The 18,278-nt window shown below is 60.4% G+C and carries 17 protein-coding genes; 6 read left to right on the forward strand and 11 right to left on the reverse strand.

Features of this window, described 5'->3' with window-relative positions; all coding sequences use genetic code 11:
• Nucleotide 1: 1 nt before the first annotated feature.
• From mtnP to C4K38_RS32100, 8 genes are read right to left on the reverse strand one after another with little or no spacing between them, the layout of a single operon-like run.
• The gene (gene mtnP / locus C4K38_RS32065; RefSeq protein ID WP_053276776.1) at nucleotides 2–913 is read right to left on the reverse strand and encodes an S-methyl-5'-thioadenosine phosphorylase; all 912 of its coding nucleotides are present in this window, start codon (nucleotides 911–913) and stop codon (nucleotides 2–4) included.
• Nucleotides 910–2,022 (reverse strand): fatty acid desaturase family protein, encoded by a 1,113-nt coding sequence (locus tag C4K38_RS32070; RefSeq protein ID WP_053276777.1) that lies wholly within the window; start codon nucleotides 2,020–2,022, stop codon nucleotides 910–912. The genes mtnP and C4K38_RS32070 overlap by 4 nt, the downstream gene beginning before the upstream one ends.
• A 2-nt stretch (nucleotides 2,023–2,024) precedes the next feature.
• On the reverse strand, nucleotides 2,025–2,723 hold the full coding sequence (locus tag C4K38_RS32075; protein ID WP_053276778.1) for an HAD family hydrolase: 699 nt from the start codon (nucleotides 2,721–2,723) through the stop codon (nucleotides 2,025–2,027).
• Nucleotides 2,720–4,090: an NAD(P)/FAD-dependent oxidoreductase gene (locus tag C4K38_RS32080; protein WP_053276779.1), complete on the reverse strand. Its 1,371-nt coding sequence runs from the start codon at nucleotides 4,088–4,090 to the stop codon at nucleotides 2,720–2,722. Before C4K38_RS32080 ends, C4K38_RS32075 begins: the two co-directional genes overlap by 4 nt.
• Nucleotides 4,071–5,177, reverse strand: a complete 1,107-nt coding sequence (locus C4K38_RS32085; RefSeq protein WP_053276780.1) for a DegT/DnrJ/EryC1/StrS family aminotransferase — start codon at nucleotides 5,175–5,177, stop codon at nucleotides 4,071–4,073. The genes C4K38_RS32080 and C4K38_RS32085 overlap by 20 nt, the downstream gene beginning before the upstream one ends.
• Nucleotides 5,174–5,686 carry an NUDIX hydrolase gene (locus C4K38_RS32090; RefSeq protein ID WP_226303174.1) on the reverse strand — a complete coding sequence of 171 codons (513 nt, stop codon included), beginning with the start codon at nucleotides 5,684–5,686 and terminating at the stop codon, nucleotides 5,174–5,176. The genes C4K38_RS32085 and C4K38_RS32090 overlap by 4 nt, the downstream gene beginning before the upstream one ends.
• Complete coding sequence (locus C4K38_RS32095; protein ID WP_053276781.1) at nucleotides 5,686–6,795, reverse strand: DegT/DnrJ/EryC1/StrS family aminotransferase; 1,110 nt, start codon at nucleotides 6,793–6,795, stop codon at nucleotides 5,686–5,688. Before C4K38_RS32095 ends, C4K38_RS32090 begins: the two co-directional genes overlap by 1 nt.
• Nucleotides 6,785–7,864, reverse strand: a complete 1,080-nt coding sequence (locus tag C4K38_RS32100; protein WP_053276782.1) for a Gfo/Idh/MocA family protein — start codon at nucleotides 7,862–7,864, stop codon at nucleotides 6,785–6,787. The genes C4K38_RS32095 and C4K38_RS32100 overlap by 11 nt, the downstream gene beginning before the upstream one ends.
• A 935-nt stretch (nucleotides 7,865–8,799) precedes the next feature.
• On the opposite strand from C4K38_RS32100, the gene C4K38_RS32105 reads away from it, so the two are divergent.
• The 6 genes from C4K38_RS32105 to C4K38_RS32135 all read left to right on the forward strand — a co-directional run bounded on the left by C4K38_RS32105 (nucleotide 8,800) and on the right by C4K38_RS32135 (nucleotide 13,697).
• A complete protein-coding gene (locus C4K38_RS32105; RefSeq protein ID WP_053276783.1) occupies nucleotides 8,800–9,480 on the forward strand; it encodes a DUF3313 domain-containing protein in 681 nt (226 codons plus the stop codon).
• A 131-nt stretch (nucleotides 9,481–9,611) separates the two neighbouring features.
• Nucleotides 9,612–10,073, forward strand: a complete 462-nt coding sequence (locus tag C4K38_RS32110) for a hypothetical protein (protein ID WP_053276869.1) — start codon at nucleotides 9,612–9,614, stop codon at nucleotides 10,071–10,073.
• 483 nt (nucleotides 10,074–10,556) lie between these two features.
• A complete protein-coding gene (locus C4K38_RS32115) occupies nucleotides 10,557–11,378 on the forward strand; it encodes a winged helix-turn-helix domain-containing protein (RefSeq protein ID WP_053276784.1) in 822 nt (273 codons plus the stop codon).
• Nucleotides 11,375–11,857, forward strand: coding sequence for a hypothetical protein (locus C4K38_RS32120; RefSeq protein ID WP_053276785.1), 483 nt, complete (start codon nucleotides 11,375–11,377; stop codon nucleotides 11,855–11,857). The genes C4K38_RS32115 and C4K38_RS32120 overlap by 4 nt, the downstream gene beginning before the upstream one ends.
• 588 nt (nucleotides 11,858–12,445) lie before the next feature.
• Nucleotides 12,446–12,808: a hypothetical protein gene (locus tag C4K38_RS32130; protein WP_053276787.1), complete on the forward strand. Its 363-nt coding sequence runs from the start codon at nucleotides 12,446–12,448 to the stop codon at nucleotides 12,806–12,808.
• A 388-nt stretch (nucleotides 12,809–13,196) separates the two neighbouring features.
• Nucleotides 13,197–13,697, forward strand: coding sequence for an outer membrane beta-barrel protein (locus C4K38_RS32135; protein WP_080693490.1), 501 nt, complete (start codon nucleotides 13,197–13,199; stop codon nucleotides 13,695–13,697).
• Between the two features lie 268 nt (nucleotides 13,698–13,965).
• On the opposite strand, the gene glmS is transcribed toward C4K38_RS32135, so the two are convergent.
• The 3 genes from glmS to glmU all read right to left on the reverse strand — a co-directional run bounded on the left by glmS (nucleotide 13,966) and on the right by glmU (nucleotide 18,172).
• Nucleotides 13,966–15,798, reverse strand: coding sequence for a glutamine--fructose-6-phosphate transaminase (isomerizing) (glmS, locus tag C4K38_RS32140; protein ID WP_053276789.1), 1,833 nt, complete (start codon nucleotides 15,796–15,798; stop codon nucleotides 13,966–13,968).
• Between the two features lie 10 nt (nucleotides 15,799–15,808).
• A complete protein-coding gene (locus C4K38_RS32145; protein ID WP_025806883.1) occupies nucleotides 15,809–16,576 on the reverse strand; it encodes a DeoR/GlpR family DNA-binding transcription regulator in 768 nt (255 codons plus the stop codon).
• A 228-nt stretch (nucleotides 16,577–16,804) separates the two neighbouring features.
• Nucleotides 16,805–18,172 (reverse strand): bifunctional UDP-N-acetylglucosamine diphosphorylase/glucosamine-1-phosphate N-acetyltransferase GlmU, encoded by a 1,368-nt coding sequence (gene glmU, locus C4K38_RS32150; protein ID WP_053276790.1) that lies wholly within the window; start codon nucleotides 18,170–18,172, stop codon nucleotides 16,805–16,807.
• Between the last annotated feature and the right edge of the window lie 106 nt (nucleotides 18,173–18,278).

Here is an 18,278-nt window from a genome sequence, read left to right on the forward strand (position 1 = left end):
CTCATTCCTTGTTCGCTGACAGATGAGTGGCATTGGGCGCAACGCTCAACAGGCGCTCGACCATGCGTGGGTCCCGGTGCTCGGGAGCGGTCATCACCGCGGTGTCCAGGGCGCGGTCGCAACCGCAGGGGCAGGCGCCGGCATGCCGGCCCAGGCGCGTCACGGCTTCGGTCACCAGGCGCCGGGTCAGGTTGAAGGTGTCCGCCATGCGTTGCGCCACCAGCGTGGCGTTCACCGGCTCGTGGGATTCGTGCCAGCAGTCGAAATCGGTCGGAATGGCGATCATCGCGTAGCACAGCTCGGCCTCGCGGGCCAGCTTGGCTTCGGGCATCGCGGTCATGCCGATCACCGTGCCGCCCCACTGGCGGTACAGGTGGGACTCGGCGCGGGTCGAGAACTGCGGGCCTTCCATGACCACGTAGGTGCCGCCGTTGCGCGCCTGGATATCGGTGGCCTCGGCACTCTCGGCGAGCACGCCACGCATGCGCGCGCAAACCGGCTCGCCGAAAGGCACATGGCCGACCAGCCCGGGGCCGAAAAAGGTTTTTTCACGCTGGATGGTGCGGTCGATGTACTGGTCGATCAGCACAAAGCTGCCTGGAGGCGCGTCGTGGGTCAGGCTGCCCACCGCGCTGACCGACAGCAGTTGCGTGCAACCGACACTGCGCAGCGCGGCGATGTTGGCGCGGGCATTGATCGAGGCCGGCGGAATCACGTGCCCCACGCCATGCCGTTGGACAAAGGCCACGGGCACGCCATTGAGCGTGCCCAGGGTGAGCGGCGAGGACGGCGTGCCGAAGGCGGTCGTGCACTCCACCTGTTGAATGTCCTGCAGGCCTGGCAGCTGTTGCAGGCCGCTGCCGCCGATGATGCCGATACGTTGAACGTGCTGGGTTGGAGTGGAATGGGTCACAGGCTACCTCTCGACTTCAGGGGGGACGGTTCGTGTTCGGTGCACACCAGGCGTTCATAGAGTTCGGACAGGGCCGTGGGCGCATTGCCGCGGGGCAACAGCAACCCTTCGCTGGCGTTGGTGCTGTAGCGCGGTTCGTGGATTTTCAGGTGCCGGTCGATCGCCGGCAGGTAGTTCCAGCGCACGCCGGGGTACAGGGAATGTGCCAGGTGATAGGCGTCGGACGTCGGGGCGATGAACACCCGTACCAGCCAGCCGGAAATCCCGAAGTAATCGGTGGGCCGGCCCGCCAGGTATTCCAGCTCGCGGCGATTGCGCGCGGTGCCTTCGATGAACCAGCGGTGCTCGGTCAGCAGCGAGATCCAGGCAAACACCGGATAGGACGTCAGCAGCGGCAGCAACCAGCCGAACAACACGCCTTTCCAGCCGCCGAAGGCGTACAGCAACGCCGCCACCGCCGCCACACTCAGGCACCGCACCAGGGTGGTCAGGCGGGAGTGGTTGAGCAGGCTGCTGCGCACCAGGGTGGTGAGATTCACCCAGGCCCCGCGAGGGGTCAGCGGGTACAGCAACAGGCCATAGAAACCGCTGGGCGACAGGCCGGCAACGTAGCCGCCGGCATGTACCCGGGCGCGGTTGGGGTCGAGTTGCGGATGGTTGGGGTGGCGATGGTGCTCCAGGGTATGGGTCTGGTGCCGGCTGCGCATGTCGCGCTTGAACATCGGGAACTGGTAGAACAGGTTACTCAGCCACCACTGCCAGCCATGGTGGCGACACAGGGCGAAGTGCACCGCGTTGTGCCCGAATTCCTGCAACGCGCGCATGCGCCCGCCGCTCCACAGCAGCACGGCCAGCCAGGCCAGCGGCGACGAGTAGATCGATGCCGCCTGCACCGCGGCGACTATATCCAGCCACGTCCAGACAAAGGGCAGCGGCGCGAACCAGGTATCCAGCGGGCGGTAGTACTGCTCCCGCCGCCCCTCCAGGCGCGGTATCAGCTTGAGCAGGCGCAGCACCCGCTGCGCATCCCGGTAATAGAACGCCACCAGCGCGCGCAACAGCAGCGAAACAGCGATCAGGCCAAGCAGGACAATGTGCGCAGTGTCCATGATCAGGCCCCCTCGCGAACGACGGCGCGCCGCTCGGTGCTGGCGTAATGGCCCAGCAATTCGCCCAAGCCGCGGAAGACCGGGGCGTCGGCCTGCCGCAGGCGGTCGATGTCCTGATGGCCGGTGCTGACCAGCAGCGGCTTCCAGCCGACGGCCCGCGCCACATCGTAGTCGTGCAGGGTGTCGCCGATGAACAGGGTGCGCCCGGCCGGTGTGCCGAGCTTCTCCTGGAGCATCAGGGCCTCGGCGGTCTTGCTGGTGGCCTGGTTGTGGCTCAGCCCCACGACATGCTCGAAATGCCCGCGCAGGCCCTTGGCCTCCAGGGTCTGGAGCAGCACGTCGCAATGCGAGGCGGACACAATGGAGACGCCGATGCCGGCATTGCGCGCCGCCTCCAGCACCTCGAACACCCCATCGTGCAGCGGACACTGCGCGACATTCGTATCGAAGTGCTCCAGGTAATGTTCGACGATTTGCGCGAAGGGCGTGCGCTGCAGATCGAACCCCAGGGAGGCGTAGAAATCGGCAATCGGAAAGTCGAACAGCGCACGGTAGCGAACGGCATCGATGGGCGGCACCGCGTAACGCTCGCCACAGCGATTGACCGCGCTGACCGCCAGGGCGATATCGTCGATCAGGGTGCCGTTCCAGTCGAATACCAGGTGTTCGATCCCCGAGAAGTGCAGTCGATCATCGATCATGGTCGGGTTTTCTCCGCAAGAAGGGCGTTGAGGGCGATACGCGAGGCGATCGCCGGTGTGTATAGCTTGCTGGGCTCCATCACCAGGTTGGTCACGCCAATCTGGGTTTCCAGGGCCCGCCGATTGTTCGCCGAGACCTGGCCCAGGCCGGCGCCGTACCAATGATGGAAACGGGTGCGCCAACTGCGCTGGCCAACGGTTTCGGGAAAGCGGAAGTCTTCGGTGGTGGCCATGCTCCAGGCGCCATCGACCACCCCGCACAGGCGGCCCTGCAACTGGCGAAAGCCCTGGCCGCCCTGCAGTACTTCGTCGATGTGGCGGTCGATGCAATCGGCCTCCAGCGCGCCGATGGTCATGCCCTGGCTGTACAGCGGGTTCATGCTGCTCAGGGCGTCGCCGACCACCAGCAGCCCGGCGGGCCAGTGCTCGACCCGGTCGAAGTGGGTGCGGCGGCTGCCGGGCATCTTGAAGGTGTGGACCGGCGACAGCGGCTCGGCGTCGCGGATCACCTCATGGATGTCCGGCACCGGAAGCGCCGCCAGCGCCTGCAGGAACTCCTGCGGATCGTTACCGGGAAAATGGCCGAACCAGCCGCCAGTGGTGACCATCCAGCGGTCGCCTTCGATCGGGCTGATCACCCCCATGGAACGCTGCAACGGCGCCTTGGGCAGCACCAGCAGGACCTGCCACTGTTCGGCATAGGCCGGAAGGCGCCGGTAGATGCGCGACGCATAACCCAGCTCGGTCTTGACCACGCTGGTCTCGACCTCGCCGAAGCCGGCCTCTTTCAGCCACGTCGGCAAGCGCGTGCCACGCCCGCTGGCGTCGACCAGCAGGTCGCAGCGCAGCGTCCGCTCGCCGTGCCCATCGTCGACGGTCACCGCCTCGACCCGCCGGGAAGGATCGGCCCCGGTGAACTCGATCTGCGTGACCCGGGTGCTGGACAGCACCTCGACGTTCAGCACGCCGAGCAAAGCCCGGCGCAGCTGGTTGTCGATCAGCCGCCGGCTGCAGTAATGGGCGTAGATGCCACTGCGGTAGCGGTTTTTCCAACGCCCGCCCTGGTACCACTTCACGTCATGACCCAGGTCGGCCACTTGCGCGCCTCCCTGCTCCAGGGCGCTCAGGGTGCCGGGGAAGATGCCTTCGATGATCTGCTTGCCGCGCAGCAGCAACAGGTGGACGTGATGCTCCTGGGGCAGGCTCTGGCGCGGGCCGGTTTCGTCGAAGAAATCGCTCTTCTCGATCACCGTGACCCGCTGGAAACGCCGGGCCAGGACCGCGGCCGTCAGGCAGCCCGTCACGCTGCCGCCGATGACCACGGCATGTCGACCGCCCACGGCGGTATCAGGCTGGGGAGTAGTCATTGAGCACCTTTGCAATGTATGCCAGGTCGTCGTCCGCCAGGCCCGGGTGCAGCGGCACCGTGGTCAGCGAACGTAGCAACCGGGCGGCGTTGGGGCAATCGCGGCGGTACTGCGCCAGCAGCGGCAACTGGTACAGCGGCTGGTTGTCGTACTTGCCGATGTCCGATGGGATGCCATGACGCTGCTGGTAATGCACCAGTTCACGCCCATCGTGCCCCACTGCCTGCAACAGCAAGGCATAGGCGTTGGCCTCTCCACCGGGGGTCAGCGGCAGTTCGCGGATCGCCGGGTTGTCCAGTTGCTCCAGCAGCTGCCGGCGGTTGTCCTGGCGCTGGTGCAGACGGCTTTCCAGCTGCCGCGAACGCGCCAGCCCGAGGGCGGCCTGCAGGCCACCGAGCTTGAGGTTGATGCCCAGGGTTTCGCCGGTGAGATTGCCGAAGCGGGTGTAGGCCCGGATACGGCTGGCGCGCTCGTCGTCATCGGTCATGACAAAACCGCCCTCACCGGTGGACATGAACTTGCAGTCGTGGGTGCTGAAGCAGCTGATGTCGCCATGCTGCGCCAGCCAGCTGCCGTTCAGGCGCGTCAGGTGCGCGTGGGCCAGGTCCTGGATCAGCGGGATGCCGGCCTGGCGCGTGGTGGCCCAGGTGGTGTGCGAGGCGATCGGATACCCCCACATCGGCACCTCGATCACCGCGCAGGTCCGCGGGCCGATGCAGCGTTGCAGGTCTTCCGGGTCGAGCCCGAAGCTGTCCGGCGCCACATCGCAGAACACCGGGACCAGGCCCAGGGACAGGATCGGCAGGACGGTGCAGATCGGGCACGTGGGCGCGACTATCACTTCGTCCCCCGGCTGGAAGCGCACGCCGGCCAGTGCCGCGGTGACCGAAGCGGCCCCCGACGACACGGCGATCACGTGGCGCACGCCGTACAGCACAGCGAGCGCGGTCTCGTAGTCCTCGACGATCTGCGAGGTGCCAGTCAGCCCTGTCGCCAGGGCGCGTTGCAGCTCGGGCACATCGTCGGGGGTATCGTGGCCGCACTTGTCCGCGATGACCCGGGTGGGTCGGGAGATGGCCTGGTTCATGGCGCCACCTTCCTGCCGACCATGTCCCACACCTCGGCATCGGCGAATACCCGGTCCACCATGCGCCGGAAGTTGGGGAACATCTTCAGCTCGGCAGTTTCCTGCCGGCTGAAGAAGCGCGCGTTTTCCACCTCGCGCTCCGGCGGGCAAGCCCGCAGGTCGGTGGCGGTGAGGTAGATCAGGTCCAGGTGGTAATGCGGCCCGCGCTTGTCATCGATGAACTCGCAGAGGATCCGGTAAGGCTGGTGCAACACCGTGACATCGGTCTCGGCATCGGCCAGTTCCAGGTCACGCTCGCCCAGCAGGGCGGCGTGAATCCCGGTTTCCTCGTAGATCTCGCGCAGCACCGCCACATCAGGGGTTTCCCCCTGTTCTATATGGCCGCCCGGGTACAGCCAGACCCCCAGCTTGCGATGGTGCAGCAGGAGCATCTTGCGGTCCGGATTCAACACGAACGCCGAGGCCGTGAAATGCCGGTCCAGGGTCGAACGATCGGGGACGTCCGTCATCATGGCGCACCGTACTGGTTGATCCGCTCGGCCATGTAGTCCAGTTCGGCGTGGGTGATGTCCGGATGGACCGGGATGGTGGTCATGCTGGCCAGCAGCGCCTCGGCGTTCGGGCAGTCGTTGCGGTACTGGGCCAGCGCCGGGAACTCGTAGAGCGCCTTGCAGCCGTAGCGCTTGATATCCGACGGGATGCCCGCCTCGTCCAGGTAATCGATGAAGGCCCGGTTGTCGGCGAAATGCAGTTCCAGGTTGAGGAAGTAGTAGTTGGTCCGCCCGCCCTCGATGATGACCTTTTCCCGCACCTTGCTATGGTCGAGTTGCTGCAGGAAGTAGGTGGCATTGGCGCGTCGTTGCTCGATCTGCGCGGCCAGCGAGTCCAGGCGGTTGGCGCCCAGGGCGGCAGGCAGCGCGGCCAGCTTGTAGTTGAGGCCGAAGTCCTTGCCGTTGAGGTTGCCGAAGCGGCTGTAGTCACGGCAACGCTGGGCCAGTTGGTCGTCGTCGGTGAGGATGAAACCGCCCTCACCGGTGGCCAGCGGCTTGCGTTCGTGGGTGCTGAAGCACGACAGGTCGCCATAGGCCGACAGCGGCCGACCATTGAGGGTGCTGCCATGGGAATGCGCCAGGTCGAGGATCAGCTTGATCCCCAGTTCACGGGTCAGGCCTTGCAGCTCATCGACTTCGGTGGGGTAGCCCCACATCGGAATATCGATGATCGCCCGGGTACGCGGGGTGATGCGGGCCTTGATCGACTCCGGGTCGGCGCCGAAACCGTGACGGCGGGTGTCGACGAAGATCGGGTTGGCGCCAGCGGCGATGATCGGATAGATGGTGCACAGCGGGCAGCTCGGCGTCAGCAGGACGTCGTCGCCGGGACCGACGCCGGCGGCGTAGATCGCCACGCTCAGGGCCGCGCCCCCCGAAGAGACCGCGATCGCATGCCGCGCCTCGAACCAGGCCGCCAGCTTGGCCTCGTATTCGCCCACCACATCGCTGGTACCGGACAGTGGCCGTTCCAGGGTGTTCTGCAGGGTCAGCAGATCGTCGGCGTACATCGGACGGTACTTGTCGGAAACGGAGATGCGCGCGGCGCTGGAGAGATTAGAGGACATTGGTCTGGGCTCCGAGAAAGGCTGGGGACTTGGCGGCATGGGTGGAGTGGAGGGCAAGCACGGGGGCGACATCGGCGCGGGCGCTGTCGGCATGACAGATCTGCTCAATCACCCGGAAGGTCGGCAGCAGGCTCTCGAAGCTGGCCTCGTAAGGCGAACGGTTGCGCACCGCGTCGAAGAACTTCTCCAGTTCGCCGAAATAACCGCTGCGCTCATAACCCGAATCCAACGGCCCCGGCTGCCACGCGCCGCGCCAGCGCTTGGCGGTGCCGGTTGCCCCGGTGCCATGTACCGGCTCGTGCAGGGTGATGTTCCACAGGTTGTTGAGCTCGACCATCATCGAATTGGAGCTGACGATCTTCATGTCGAATTCGAAGTACGGGAACATCGTTCCGCTCAGCAGGCTGACCGTCGCGCCGGAGCTGAAGCCGAGTTCCAGGCTCACCAGCAACGAGTCCTCGTGGCGTTGCACCCGGGATTCGATATCCCGCAATTCGCCACCGCCGAAGGTCACGCCAAGGTCGATGGTGTGAATCGCCTGGGCCAGCAGAAACGAACGCAGGGTGGAGTCCAGCCCCCACAGCGGTGCGGTGGGTTTGCTCGCATAGTGGTTGAGCTGGATGTGCACGACCTTGCCGAACTGCTCGGTGCGCGTCATATCGCGCAGCTGGCGCATGGGCTTGGCATATTTGAAGTTCATGCCCACGCCAGTGACCACCTGGGCCTGGCGAGCCGCGCCGATCAGGTATTCGAGCTCGGCGAGGGTGAAGCACGGCGGCTTCTCGACGAAAACATGCACGCCCTTGGCCATTGCCTTGATTGCCAGGTCGCGGTGCGCCTGGGGCGGGCACGCCATGACCACCGCATCCAGCGCAGCGGTATCGAGCATCTCGTCGAAGTCGTCGGTGATCGCGACCTCGGAAATGAAACGGTGGATTTGTCCGGCGCGGGTCAGGTCGCTGTCGCACACGGCGACGATGCGAATATCCGGCATTTGCAGAAGCGTGGGCAGCAGGTTTTCTTGCATCTGCGCGCCAAGGCCGACGATGCCAACTCTGAGTACAGTCATAACCATCTCCATCCTGGAAAAGTGGGTACTGCGTCATGAAAAGGTTGGACGAACGCCTACACGGAACCCGCGTCGGGTCACCTGTGGGGTGAACCGATCGGGTCCGGCATTCGCTTGGATCGAGGCAGGATCGCCTCAGAACAACGGATTGCCCTTACGGGACCCGTTCGGGCTATTGCCCAGGGTCATCCGAGTAGAACACCCGGATGTTTCACGCCACACGCCGACACGGGGTTGATGACCAGCAGTCACCAAGGCGCAGCGAGCAGAATGGATATGACCGCGCAGGCGGTAGGTATGAGGGGCGGCAGGTCGAATCGGCTGCCAGTCACTGTGAGCGACCTGGCCGAGGGCCTTGATCAATGAATCGGGGTTTCGTTGGAAAACCGAATAGCGCCCGAAATGACGATACGCATGCATGGCTGAATCATCCTTGAAGCAATAAATCTATCCCTTGTTATGCAGAAGCTCATGTTCCGTGAGCCCTTGCTTGCCACACACCTCATCAATGTGTGGCTTGGATGTATAGATCAGGCTTTTTCGGAGCGCAAATCAGTTGCTATATCGTTTCATCATATTGTTTTGAGCAATCCGGACATAAGGCAACGGGCCATATAGGTCCGTTGTCACCATCGTCGAACCGCCGGAAAAAATTGAAACCGGATAATCAAATCCGTCTCACCAGAGGCACGGGCTTCGAGCTGAGAGGTCTGGATACACTTGGCTTGCGTAGTCCCCTGACATGCGGCCGGATGCGCACGGGCGATGAAATTTGATTGTTGTTGAGGATTATTGATTCGGATTATCCAGCCACTCCGGGCAGCATCCACCACGCATTGAGCGACAGGCGAGCATCCGCTTCGCGTAGCTCGGGTCGGTGCCGGGGGCCAGGTCGGAACCTGAATGACAACGTTCATCACTTGGGAACAGAACACATGTGCATGTCGAACAAATGGATCGTGGGAATTGCCTTGAGCTGCATATTCCAGGTCGGGTGTGTCTCGAAGGTGGCGCAGCAAGAGCAATATTCGGGCTTCCTGGCCAATTATCAGGGGCTGGAGGAACACACCACGCCAAGTGAACAGAAGGTGCTGCGCTGGGTGGCGCCAGGGTTCGATCCTCACGCCTATTCCACTGTCGTGTTCAAGCAGGTAGAGCTGTATCCAGCGCCGAAACCGACCGAGCGCGTCAACCTGCAAACCCTGAAAGACCTGCAGATCATCGCCAGCAACAGCGTCAGGAACGCATTCGCTCCCACCTACAGGATCGTTTCGAATGCGCAGCAGGCACCGGCCCATTCGCGGACATTGATCTTGCGGGCGGCTATCACCGGCGTCAGCGCCAGCAACGAAGGCATGCATTGGTATGAGGTCGTCCCCATCGCCGCCATTGTCGGGGCAACACAGGCAGCCACCGGCCATCGCGATCAGACGGCCGAGTTGTATCTCGAAGCCGACCTGATCGATGCCAAAACCGGTTTGCCGGTCGCCAAGATGGTGCGCAAGGTGTTCGGCGAGACCTTGAAAAACGCCAGCCAGCCGATAGTCGCCAATGACTTCAAGGTCGCCTTCAAAAGCATGACCAACGACATGCAGACACTGCTTTCCAGGCAGTGACAACTGCGGGATACCCAGCGCAAACCTTGCATTGCCTCGAAAGGCCTAGGGTTTCAGAACGACAGTCACGCTGCGTCTGCCAAAAACAGGCCGCCAGGCCAGGCAGCGACGTCCAACGAGAGTCCGACTTGATGAAAATACTGAGTTTTACCTTATCGGCCGTTGTATTGCTCGCCAGCTCCGGAGCGTTGGCGGCAACGGTGGTTCCCCTGAAAGGCCAGACTTCCCAGACGATCCAGCAAGACACCAGTGCCTGCCAGTCGCAGGCCAATGCTCAGTTCCCGATACAAAACACCGTGCCCTACGGTGGCCGGATAAAAGGCGCGACTACCGCCGCCATCGCCGGGGCCACCGCTGCGGAAGTTCGGGGCCGGCAACATGAAAACGTCTATGACCATATCGACGACGATATCAAGCAAGACTATCGCCAGAACCATGCCCGCAGCGCCGCGACGGCCGGCGCAATGATCGGCGCATCAAGACAGCGCCAGGAACGCAGGCAGGACCTTAAAAGCACCGAGCAAAACATCACCGCCAACAACTCCGTGTACAGCAGTTGCCTGCAACAGCGTGGCTACAACGTTCAGCCTTGATCCAGCCGTTCCTTTACAAGGCACAGGCATTCTTGATGCAGATTGTGAAATCGATCCAACGGGCTGCACTGGAATGCCTGCAAGTTCATCCTTCCCCCTGAAGTAATGCCACTCTTCCCTTCTCCCTCCAGCCTCCCTCTGCATTCAAATCTTCGCTTCAATACAGGGCGCGGATATCGCCAGGTCGCAAGCTTGTGCTTGAACAACGAGCCGTCCGATACTCTGCCCTGCAGTTTTCGGATGGCGCAGATGACTCGTACTGAGCATCATCATGACCTCCGATTAAACCCCGTGGATTACCCTTGCCTGATTCCAGTGAGACTTTTGATGGGTTGCTCCAGCATTGTCCAGTGACGCTCTCTGCACCTTGCGTGCTTGCTCACGCATAGCCGTTCATCTCCCCGACAAGCCTGTATTGCCTCAGATCCAGCCCATCAAAGCCGTCCCTATACTCAGCCAGAACCACCTGAACGGAGGATTCGCATGCGCTACGCCTTCAAGTTGAAAAATGATTCCATGGTTCTTTTCGACCCGGATACTGCCTTGCTCTCCATCACGACACCTCATGGAGATGTTCAAAACTCCACGATAGGTAGAGCTGAATCGCGTCTACTGGGTCTGCTGCTTATGGAGCCGGGTCAGACTAAAAGCCGTGAGGAGATCATCGACTACGCCTGGAATGACCGCGTCGTCGCCTCCGGTAGTTTGAATCAGGCCGTTTTCTCACTTCGAAATATTCTCAACGACAGTAGAGATCACGAGATCTTGATGACGGTTCCTCGAAGAGGATATTGCTTCAACCGTCATTATGTAGTCGATGCACCGACAGGCTTGCCGACGCCTTCAAATGAGGCCGCACAATCCGCCGTACCCATCATTGAACAGCTTCCACCAAGCGCAAAAGATCATCTCCCGTTGCCTTCAGAGAAACCCATAAAACCAACTCGCATAACAAAAGCCCAGTTGATCGGTTATCTCTTGACCTTGGGAGTCTGTGCCTTCACGGGTTTCCACACCACCTTCGACACGCCGAAAATAGAAGTTTCCAGCATAAAACAGAATGAGTTGGTCATCCATGCAGTCGCCAACAGTGTCGCCGAGGCTCAATCGCTGAGAGATCTTTCGGCTAAACAGGTTCAACAGTTTTCGCCGAACTTGAAAGGCCAGGTCTGGTTGAATCTCGCTAAATCAAACTATTCCGTTTCGTGCGTTCGCCCGGATCTAAGCACTGCAAACCTACAATTGAACAGCGAACAGAAAGACCTCGCACTGATGATCCGGCAATGTTTGGAAGCCACCCTATGAAGCCAACAATATCGTCAACCGCTCATTGGATAATGCTTGCGATCATCAATGCCGCCTGTATTTTTTTACTGACTTATTCTCCATCTCATTACATGGAAAACACCAGCTATCAAACCATCACTCGACAATGGCTCGAAGATTCGAATCAGCTCAATACGGAAGAGTACCTGACTATCGGGCACGGTCGACTGACCCAAACCATGCTGGAAAGCCTGAACGGAAAGATTCGTAACGCGACTGTATCGGCGGATGTTATCCGAGAAAGCAAGCATCACTTTCAGATAAAAATCAGCACTGTAAAACTTAGCCAGGATAACGAGCTATTCGCCATCGAAAAGACACCTGATCTCTTTTTCAAACGCCAATACGTTCTGCAAGAAGGCGCTGTTCTAAACTACGAATTGATTCCTACCACCGATAAAAACACCCTGTGCGTTTATGTGCACGAACTGAGTCGCTTGCGCTGCATGAGTCACTAGGGCCTCCCAGGGCTGTCCCAAAAATTTGACCAGACGACAGGGCTTGATGCGCTCTTGTTCTGTCTAACGCTGATTCAAACAGAAAAATAATAATCACTGATTTGAATCAGACGTTCCTTCCCCTTCAAGATCACTCCACTTTGGCGTTCGGAGCCGTGCCTGTTGTCACTCGGCACAAAACCGGCTCCACGTCCCTCTCATCCGAACACTCTCCTGGGTGCCAGATGAAAACATACATTTTTTGCGAGTCGTCAAATCGATGATAACCAGAATCTTGGCAGTCCTATCTTTAGCTGCAATATCCTTTCATTCGGTGGCGCATGATGAATACTCTGCCGGCAGCACGGAAATCGAGTTCTACCAAATAGAATTGAGCCCGAATGAGAAACTAAAGTTGTCGCAACTGAACATCTACTTTGAGAATGAATACCATGACGAAGACGGGGCGATCGATCTTCCCCCTCCTTCCCCAGCACAAAATACCATTAGTGATATTCACGACTTTTCGCTAATCGCACTTTGATCATGATTCCTTGCGCGCTGACTCTGTGTCCTGCCTGAAAACTCATTAACAAGGAACGCATATCGATGCTGCTGAAAAACCTCGCAATCGCATCCTTTGGTTTGGTGTTTTCTCTCAAGGCCATGGCCAAGGACAAGGAACTTTACAGCGCCGACCTGACGCGCATTGAAAACAGCAAAAAGACGCTGGGCAATGAAAAGTCCGGTTATAGGATTTGCACAGGCTATCTAGCCAATGATTATTTTGCCTTTGATGCAGCGGCCATCAGTCCAACGCGTCAGAAAACGGCAATCTTTGGTTCACAAACAGCGCCATGCAAACTTGAAAACCTGAACTTGCCATCGAGCGACAGGTACGTTTTTTCAGCAGCCTTGGAGCTTATGCCGAAGTCATTGACATCGACGCCTGAAAAAAAACGCCTCACCTGAACTACCAACATCGACTTTTTCCAACTCGAGGGAATAAGTGTGCACTTTCGATTAAACGCACTGTCACTCAAACAGAAAATCTTCTTTTGCCTTGCCGCCTATTTATGTGGCGTAGCCTTAGCCTGGTTGATTGACGGTTAATAACGGCGCCCAGGCCAGATCCCGCCAAGCCGAATCATATTATTTCGGATTCGACGCCAAGGTGTTGGAACTCGACAGCAACTAGCACACTGGCTTCAGAGGCTGTGTTATTGGCTGAAGAACGCCCTGCTCATGGGCTGGCGAAGTTACGCAAAGATATCAGGCAGTGACTTTTATCAGCCTTCGCGATCACTCGAATTCTCAGTCCCCCTCACAATCGACAACCTGTAGAAGGACACTGCTTCACATGCTATTTCGCAACCTTGGCTTCATTTCACTGCTTTCGCTGCTGTCTTTTCAAGCATTGGCTGACGACAAAGGCCTGTATCTTGGAGCAGGCGTAAGCAATATCGAAACCGACAAATCCCATCTGAGCGATGAAGACTATAGCTATAAGGTTTTTGCAGGCTACCGTCTCAACGGTTATCTGGCCTTCGAGGGCGCCTTCGTAGATCTCGGGCAATTCAAGGACAAGAATCTGGATTTCGATGGTAAATCCGTTCAGGCCAGTGCCCATCTCGGCTTCCCGCTGGGAGAACGGGTGCGAGTTTTCGGTAGTGTCGGTGCTCATGCCTGGGATGCCGGCGGTAATGCCAGCGATGATGACACCGGGGTGAATCTGACCTACGGTGCCGGCGTTGAACTTGATGTGTTTCGCAACATCGGTATCCGCGCCGAATATGAAGTACTTGAGGTCGGCGACATCAACCTGAATCAAACGACGGCATCTGCCTTTATTCTCTGGTAACGCTAACTTGAATCGAGCGGCCATACTGGTCGCTCAACGCACGCCCTGAAACCATCATCCTCGTCGGACTTGCCGCCCAGGATTGCGAAGCAACCTGAACGACGGCAAACCGGTCGAACCGGCCCTGGCAAACCAATCCAATACCCGCGTGCGAAAAGCACGAAAAAGCGATTGGGAGCCAGCGCGCGAATAGCCCAGCATGACCCGGCGCCAGAACAACACTCAATTCAGACGCCGGGTAGATCTGTGCAGCCCGATTGTGGATAACTCACTCCACGGTGACCGACTTGGCCAGGTTGCGCGGCTGGTCGACGTCAGTGCCCTTGAGCACCGCCACGTAATACGACAGCAGTTGCAGCGGAATGGTGTAGAGGATCGGCGACAGGATGTCGTGGATATGCGGCATGTGGATAACATGCGTGCCCTCGCCATTGGTCATGCCGGCTTTCTCATCGGCGAAGACGATCAGCTCGCCGCCACGGGCGCGGACTTCCTGCAGGTTGGACTTGAGCTTTTCCAGCAGCTCGTTGTTCGGCGCCACGGTGACCACCGGCATGTCGTTATCCACAAGGGCCAACGGACCGTGCTTGAGCTCGCCGGCCGGGTAGGCTTCGGCGTGGATGTAGGAGATTTCCTTGAGCTTGAGTGCCCCTTCCATCGCTACCGGGAACTGCGCGCCGCGACCGAGGAACAGGGTGTGGTGCTTCTCGGCGAACAGCTCGGCGATTTTTTCCACTGTGCTGTCCATCGCCAGGGCTTCGCCCAGGCGGGTCGGCAAGCGCCGCAGTTCTTCCACCAGGGTGGCTTCGACGCCTTCGCCCAGGGTGCCACGGACCTGGCCCAGGGACAGGGTCAGCAACAGCAGGCCCACCAGCTGGGTGGTGAAGGCTTTGGTGGAGGCCACGCCGATTTCACGACCGGCCTGGGTCAGCAGGGTCAGGTCGGACTCACGCACCAGCGAGCTGATGCCGACGTTGCAGATTGCCAGGCTGGCGAGGAAGCCCAGTTCCTTGGCGTTGCGTAGGGCGGCCAGGGTGTCGGCGGTTTCGCCGGACTGGGAGATGGTCACGAACAGGGTGTCCGGCTGTACCACCACCTTGCGGTAGCGGAACTCGCTGGCCACTTCGACCTGGCACGGAATCCCGGCCAGTTCTTCCAGCCAGTAACGGGCGACCATGCCGGCGTGGTAGCTGGTACCGCAGGCGACGATCTGCACATTGCGCACTTTGGCGAACAGCTCGGCGGCCTGTGGACCGAAGGCCTGGACCAGCACCTGGTTCGGGCTCAGGCGGCCTTCGAGGGTGCGTTGCACCACGGCTGGCTGCTCGTGGATTTCCTTGAGCATGAAGTGGCGGAACTCGCCTTTCTCGGCGGCTTCGGCACCGTCGCGGTATTGCACGGCTTCGCGCTCGACCACTTTGCCGTCGACATCCCAGATCTGCACGCTGTCGCGGCGAATCTCGGCGATATCGCCCTCTTCCAGGTACATGAAGCGGTCGGTTACCTGACGCAGGGCCAGTTGGTCGGAAGCCAGGAAGTTCTCACCCAGGCCCAGGCCGATCACCAGCGGGCTGCCACTGCGGGCGGCGACCAGGCGATCCGGCTGGCTGGCGCTGATCACGGCCAGGCCATAGGCGCCGTGCAGCTCTTTGACGGTGGCTTTCAGGGCCACGGTCAGGTCGCCCAGGTCCTTGAGCTTGTGGTCCAGCAGGTGGGCGATGACTTCGGTGTCGGTGTCCGAGGTGAAGACGTAGCCCATGCCTTTGAGCTGCTCGCGCAGGGCTTCATGGTTCTCGATGATGCCGTTGTGTACGACTGCCAGGTCACCGGAGAAATGCGGGTGGGCGTTGCGTTCGCACGGCGCGCCGTGAGTGGCCCAGCGGGTATGGGCGATGCCCAGGCGACCGACCAGCGGCTCGCCGGCCAGGGCCTGTTCCAGCTCGCTGACCTTGCCCGGACGACGCATGCGCTCGAGCTTGCCATCGTTGGTCAGGACCGCCACCCCGGCGCTGTCATAGCCGCGGTATTCGAGACGCTTGAGGCCTTCGAGCAGGATGGCCGTGATATTCCGTTCAGCAACGGCGCCAACAATTCCACACATGGTTTCTCTCCTAGATGACTGCCGCGCAAATCAGCGTGATACCGCGGGCCTGAATCTGGTCGCGGGCCTCTGCAGGCAGGCGATCATCGGTAATAAGGGTATGGACGCTGCTCCAGGGCAGCTCCAGGTTGGGAATCTTGCGGCCGATCTTGTCGGCCTCGACCATCACCACCACTTCCCGCGCCACCTCGGCCATCACCCGGCTCAAGCCGAGCAACTCGTTGAAGGTGGTGGTCCCGCGCACCAGATCGATGCCGTCGGCACCGATAAACAGCTGGTCGAAGTCGTAGGAACGCAATACCTGCTCGGCGACCTGCCCCTGGAATGACTCGGAATGCGGGTCCCAGGTGCCGCCGGTCATCAACAGCACCGGCTCGTGCTCCAGTTCGCTCAGGGCATTGGCCACATGCAGCGAGTTGGTCATGACCACCAGGCCCGGCTGCTGGCCGAGTTCGGGGATCATCGCCGCGGTGGTACTGCCGCTGTCGATGATGATGCGTGCGTGTTCGCGAATCCGCGCTACCGCCGCACGGGCGATGGCTTGTTTATAGGGCGAGACTGGCTGGCCGATATCGCCAACCAGTTCCTGCGGCATGGTGATTGCGCCGCCATAGCGCCGCAGCAACAGGCCGTTGCTCTCCAAGGCCGCCAGGTCCTTACGGATCGTAACTTCCGAAGTTTCGAAGCGTTTAGCCAGCTCGTCCACACTCACTTCACCCTGTTCATTGAGCAAGGCGAGAATATTGTGGCGTCGTTGAGGTGTGTTGCGTTTCGACATGAGCACTTAAGTTTCGATTCGAAAGATAACGGAAGCAATCAAAACCTATTGCCGGAAATTCGTCAAGCGAGGGAAATGAAAAAAATGCTGTGGATAACAGACTGAAGGAATTATCCACAGGGATGGCGCTTCGCGGCTACAGAAGGATGGGTATCCATCCTGTAGCCGCGAGTTTGCTCACGATAGGTAGAGTGAACAGCACCGACCTTGCATCGGACTGTGGATAACTCAGCTCTTCTTGATTTTCACCGGGCGTTTCCAGCCATCGATGTTCTTCTGCCGGGCACGGGCCACGGCCAGCTGGGCTTTTTCCACAGTCTGGTTGATGGTGGAACCGGCCGCCGTGGTCGCGCCATCCTGGATATCCACAGGCGCCACCAACGAGTTGTTGGAACCAATGAATACGTCTTCGCCCAGCACTGTCCGATGCTTGTTGGCGCCATCGTAATTGCAGGTGATGGTGCCGGCGCCGATGTTGCTGCGCGCACCGATCTCGGCATCGCCCAGGTAGGCCAGGTGACCGGCCTTGGCGCCTTCGCCCATGCGTGCATTCTTCAACTCGACGAAGTTACCCACATGGGCACGGGCTTCGAGAACGGTGCCCTGGCGCAGACGGGCGAACGGACCGGCATCGCTGCCTTCGCCCAGTACCGCACCTTCGATGTGGCTGTTGGCCTTGATCACCACACCCTTGCGCAGGGTGCTGTCCTTGATCACGCAGTTCGGGCCGATCACCACATCGTCCTCGATGACCACGCGGCCTTCGAGAATCACGTTGATGTCGATCAGCACGTCACGACCGACGCTGACTTCGCCGCGCACGTCGAAACGCGCGGGATCGCGCAGGGTCACGCCCTGGGCCATCAGGCGGCGGGCCGCCCGTAGCTGGTAATGACGCTCCAGCTCGGCCAACTGCTTGCGATCGTTGGCGCCCTGCACTTCCATGGCGTCGTGGGGTTGCTCGGTGGCCACCATCAGGCCGTCGCTGACCGCCATGGCGATCACGTCGGTCAGGTAATACTCGCCCTGGGCGTTGTTGTTCGACAGCCGGCTCATCCAGTCGCCCAGGCGGTTGGCCGGTACCGCGAGAATGCCGGTGTTGCCTTCGGTGATCGCGCGCTGGGCTTCGTTGGTGTCCTTCTGCTCGACAATGGCGGCCACCTTGCCGGCAGCGTCACGCACGATGCGGCCGTAACCGGTCGGATCGGCCAGTTCGACAGTCAGCAGGCCCAGTTGCTCAGGGCCTGCCTGCTTGAGCAGGCGTTGCAGGGTTTCCACCTCGATCAGCGGCACGTCGCCGTACAGGATCAGCACGGTGTCGGCGGTGATGAAAGGCACGGCCTGGGCCACAGCATGGCCAGTACCGAGCTGCTTGTCCTGCAGCACGAAATTCAGGTCATCCGCCGCCAGGCGCTCGCGCACCGCATCGGCGCCATGACCGATGACGACATGGATGCGTTGTGGATCGAGTTGCCGGGCACTGTGGATAACATGCCCAAGCATGGAATTGCCCGCCACCGGATGCAGCACCTTTGGCAACGACGAACGCATGCGAGTGCCTTGACCGGCAGCGAGAATAACGATTTCAAGAGACATGACTGGCTACCAATCCTGGGTGGTCGGCGACTGCGACCATGAGGTGAATTGCAAAAAAGAAAAAGGGTAGCCGAGGCTACCCTTTTTAATCAATCACGCGGAAATC

The organism is Pseudomonas chlororaphis subsp. piscium (assembly GCF_003850345.1).
Lineage (GTDB): Bacteria > Pseudomonadota > Gammaproteobacteria > Pseudomonadales > Pseudomonadaceae > Aquipseudomonas > Aquipseudomonas piscium.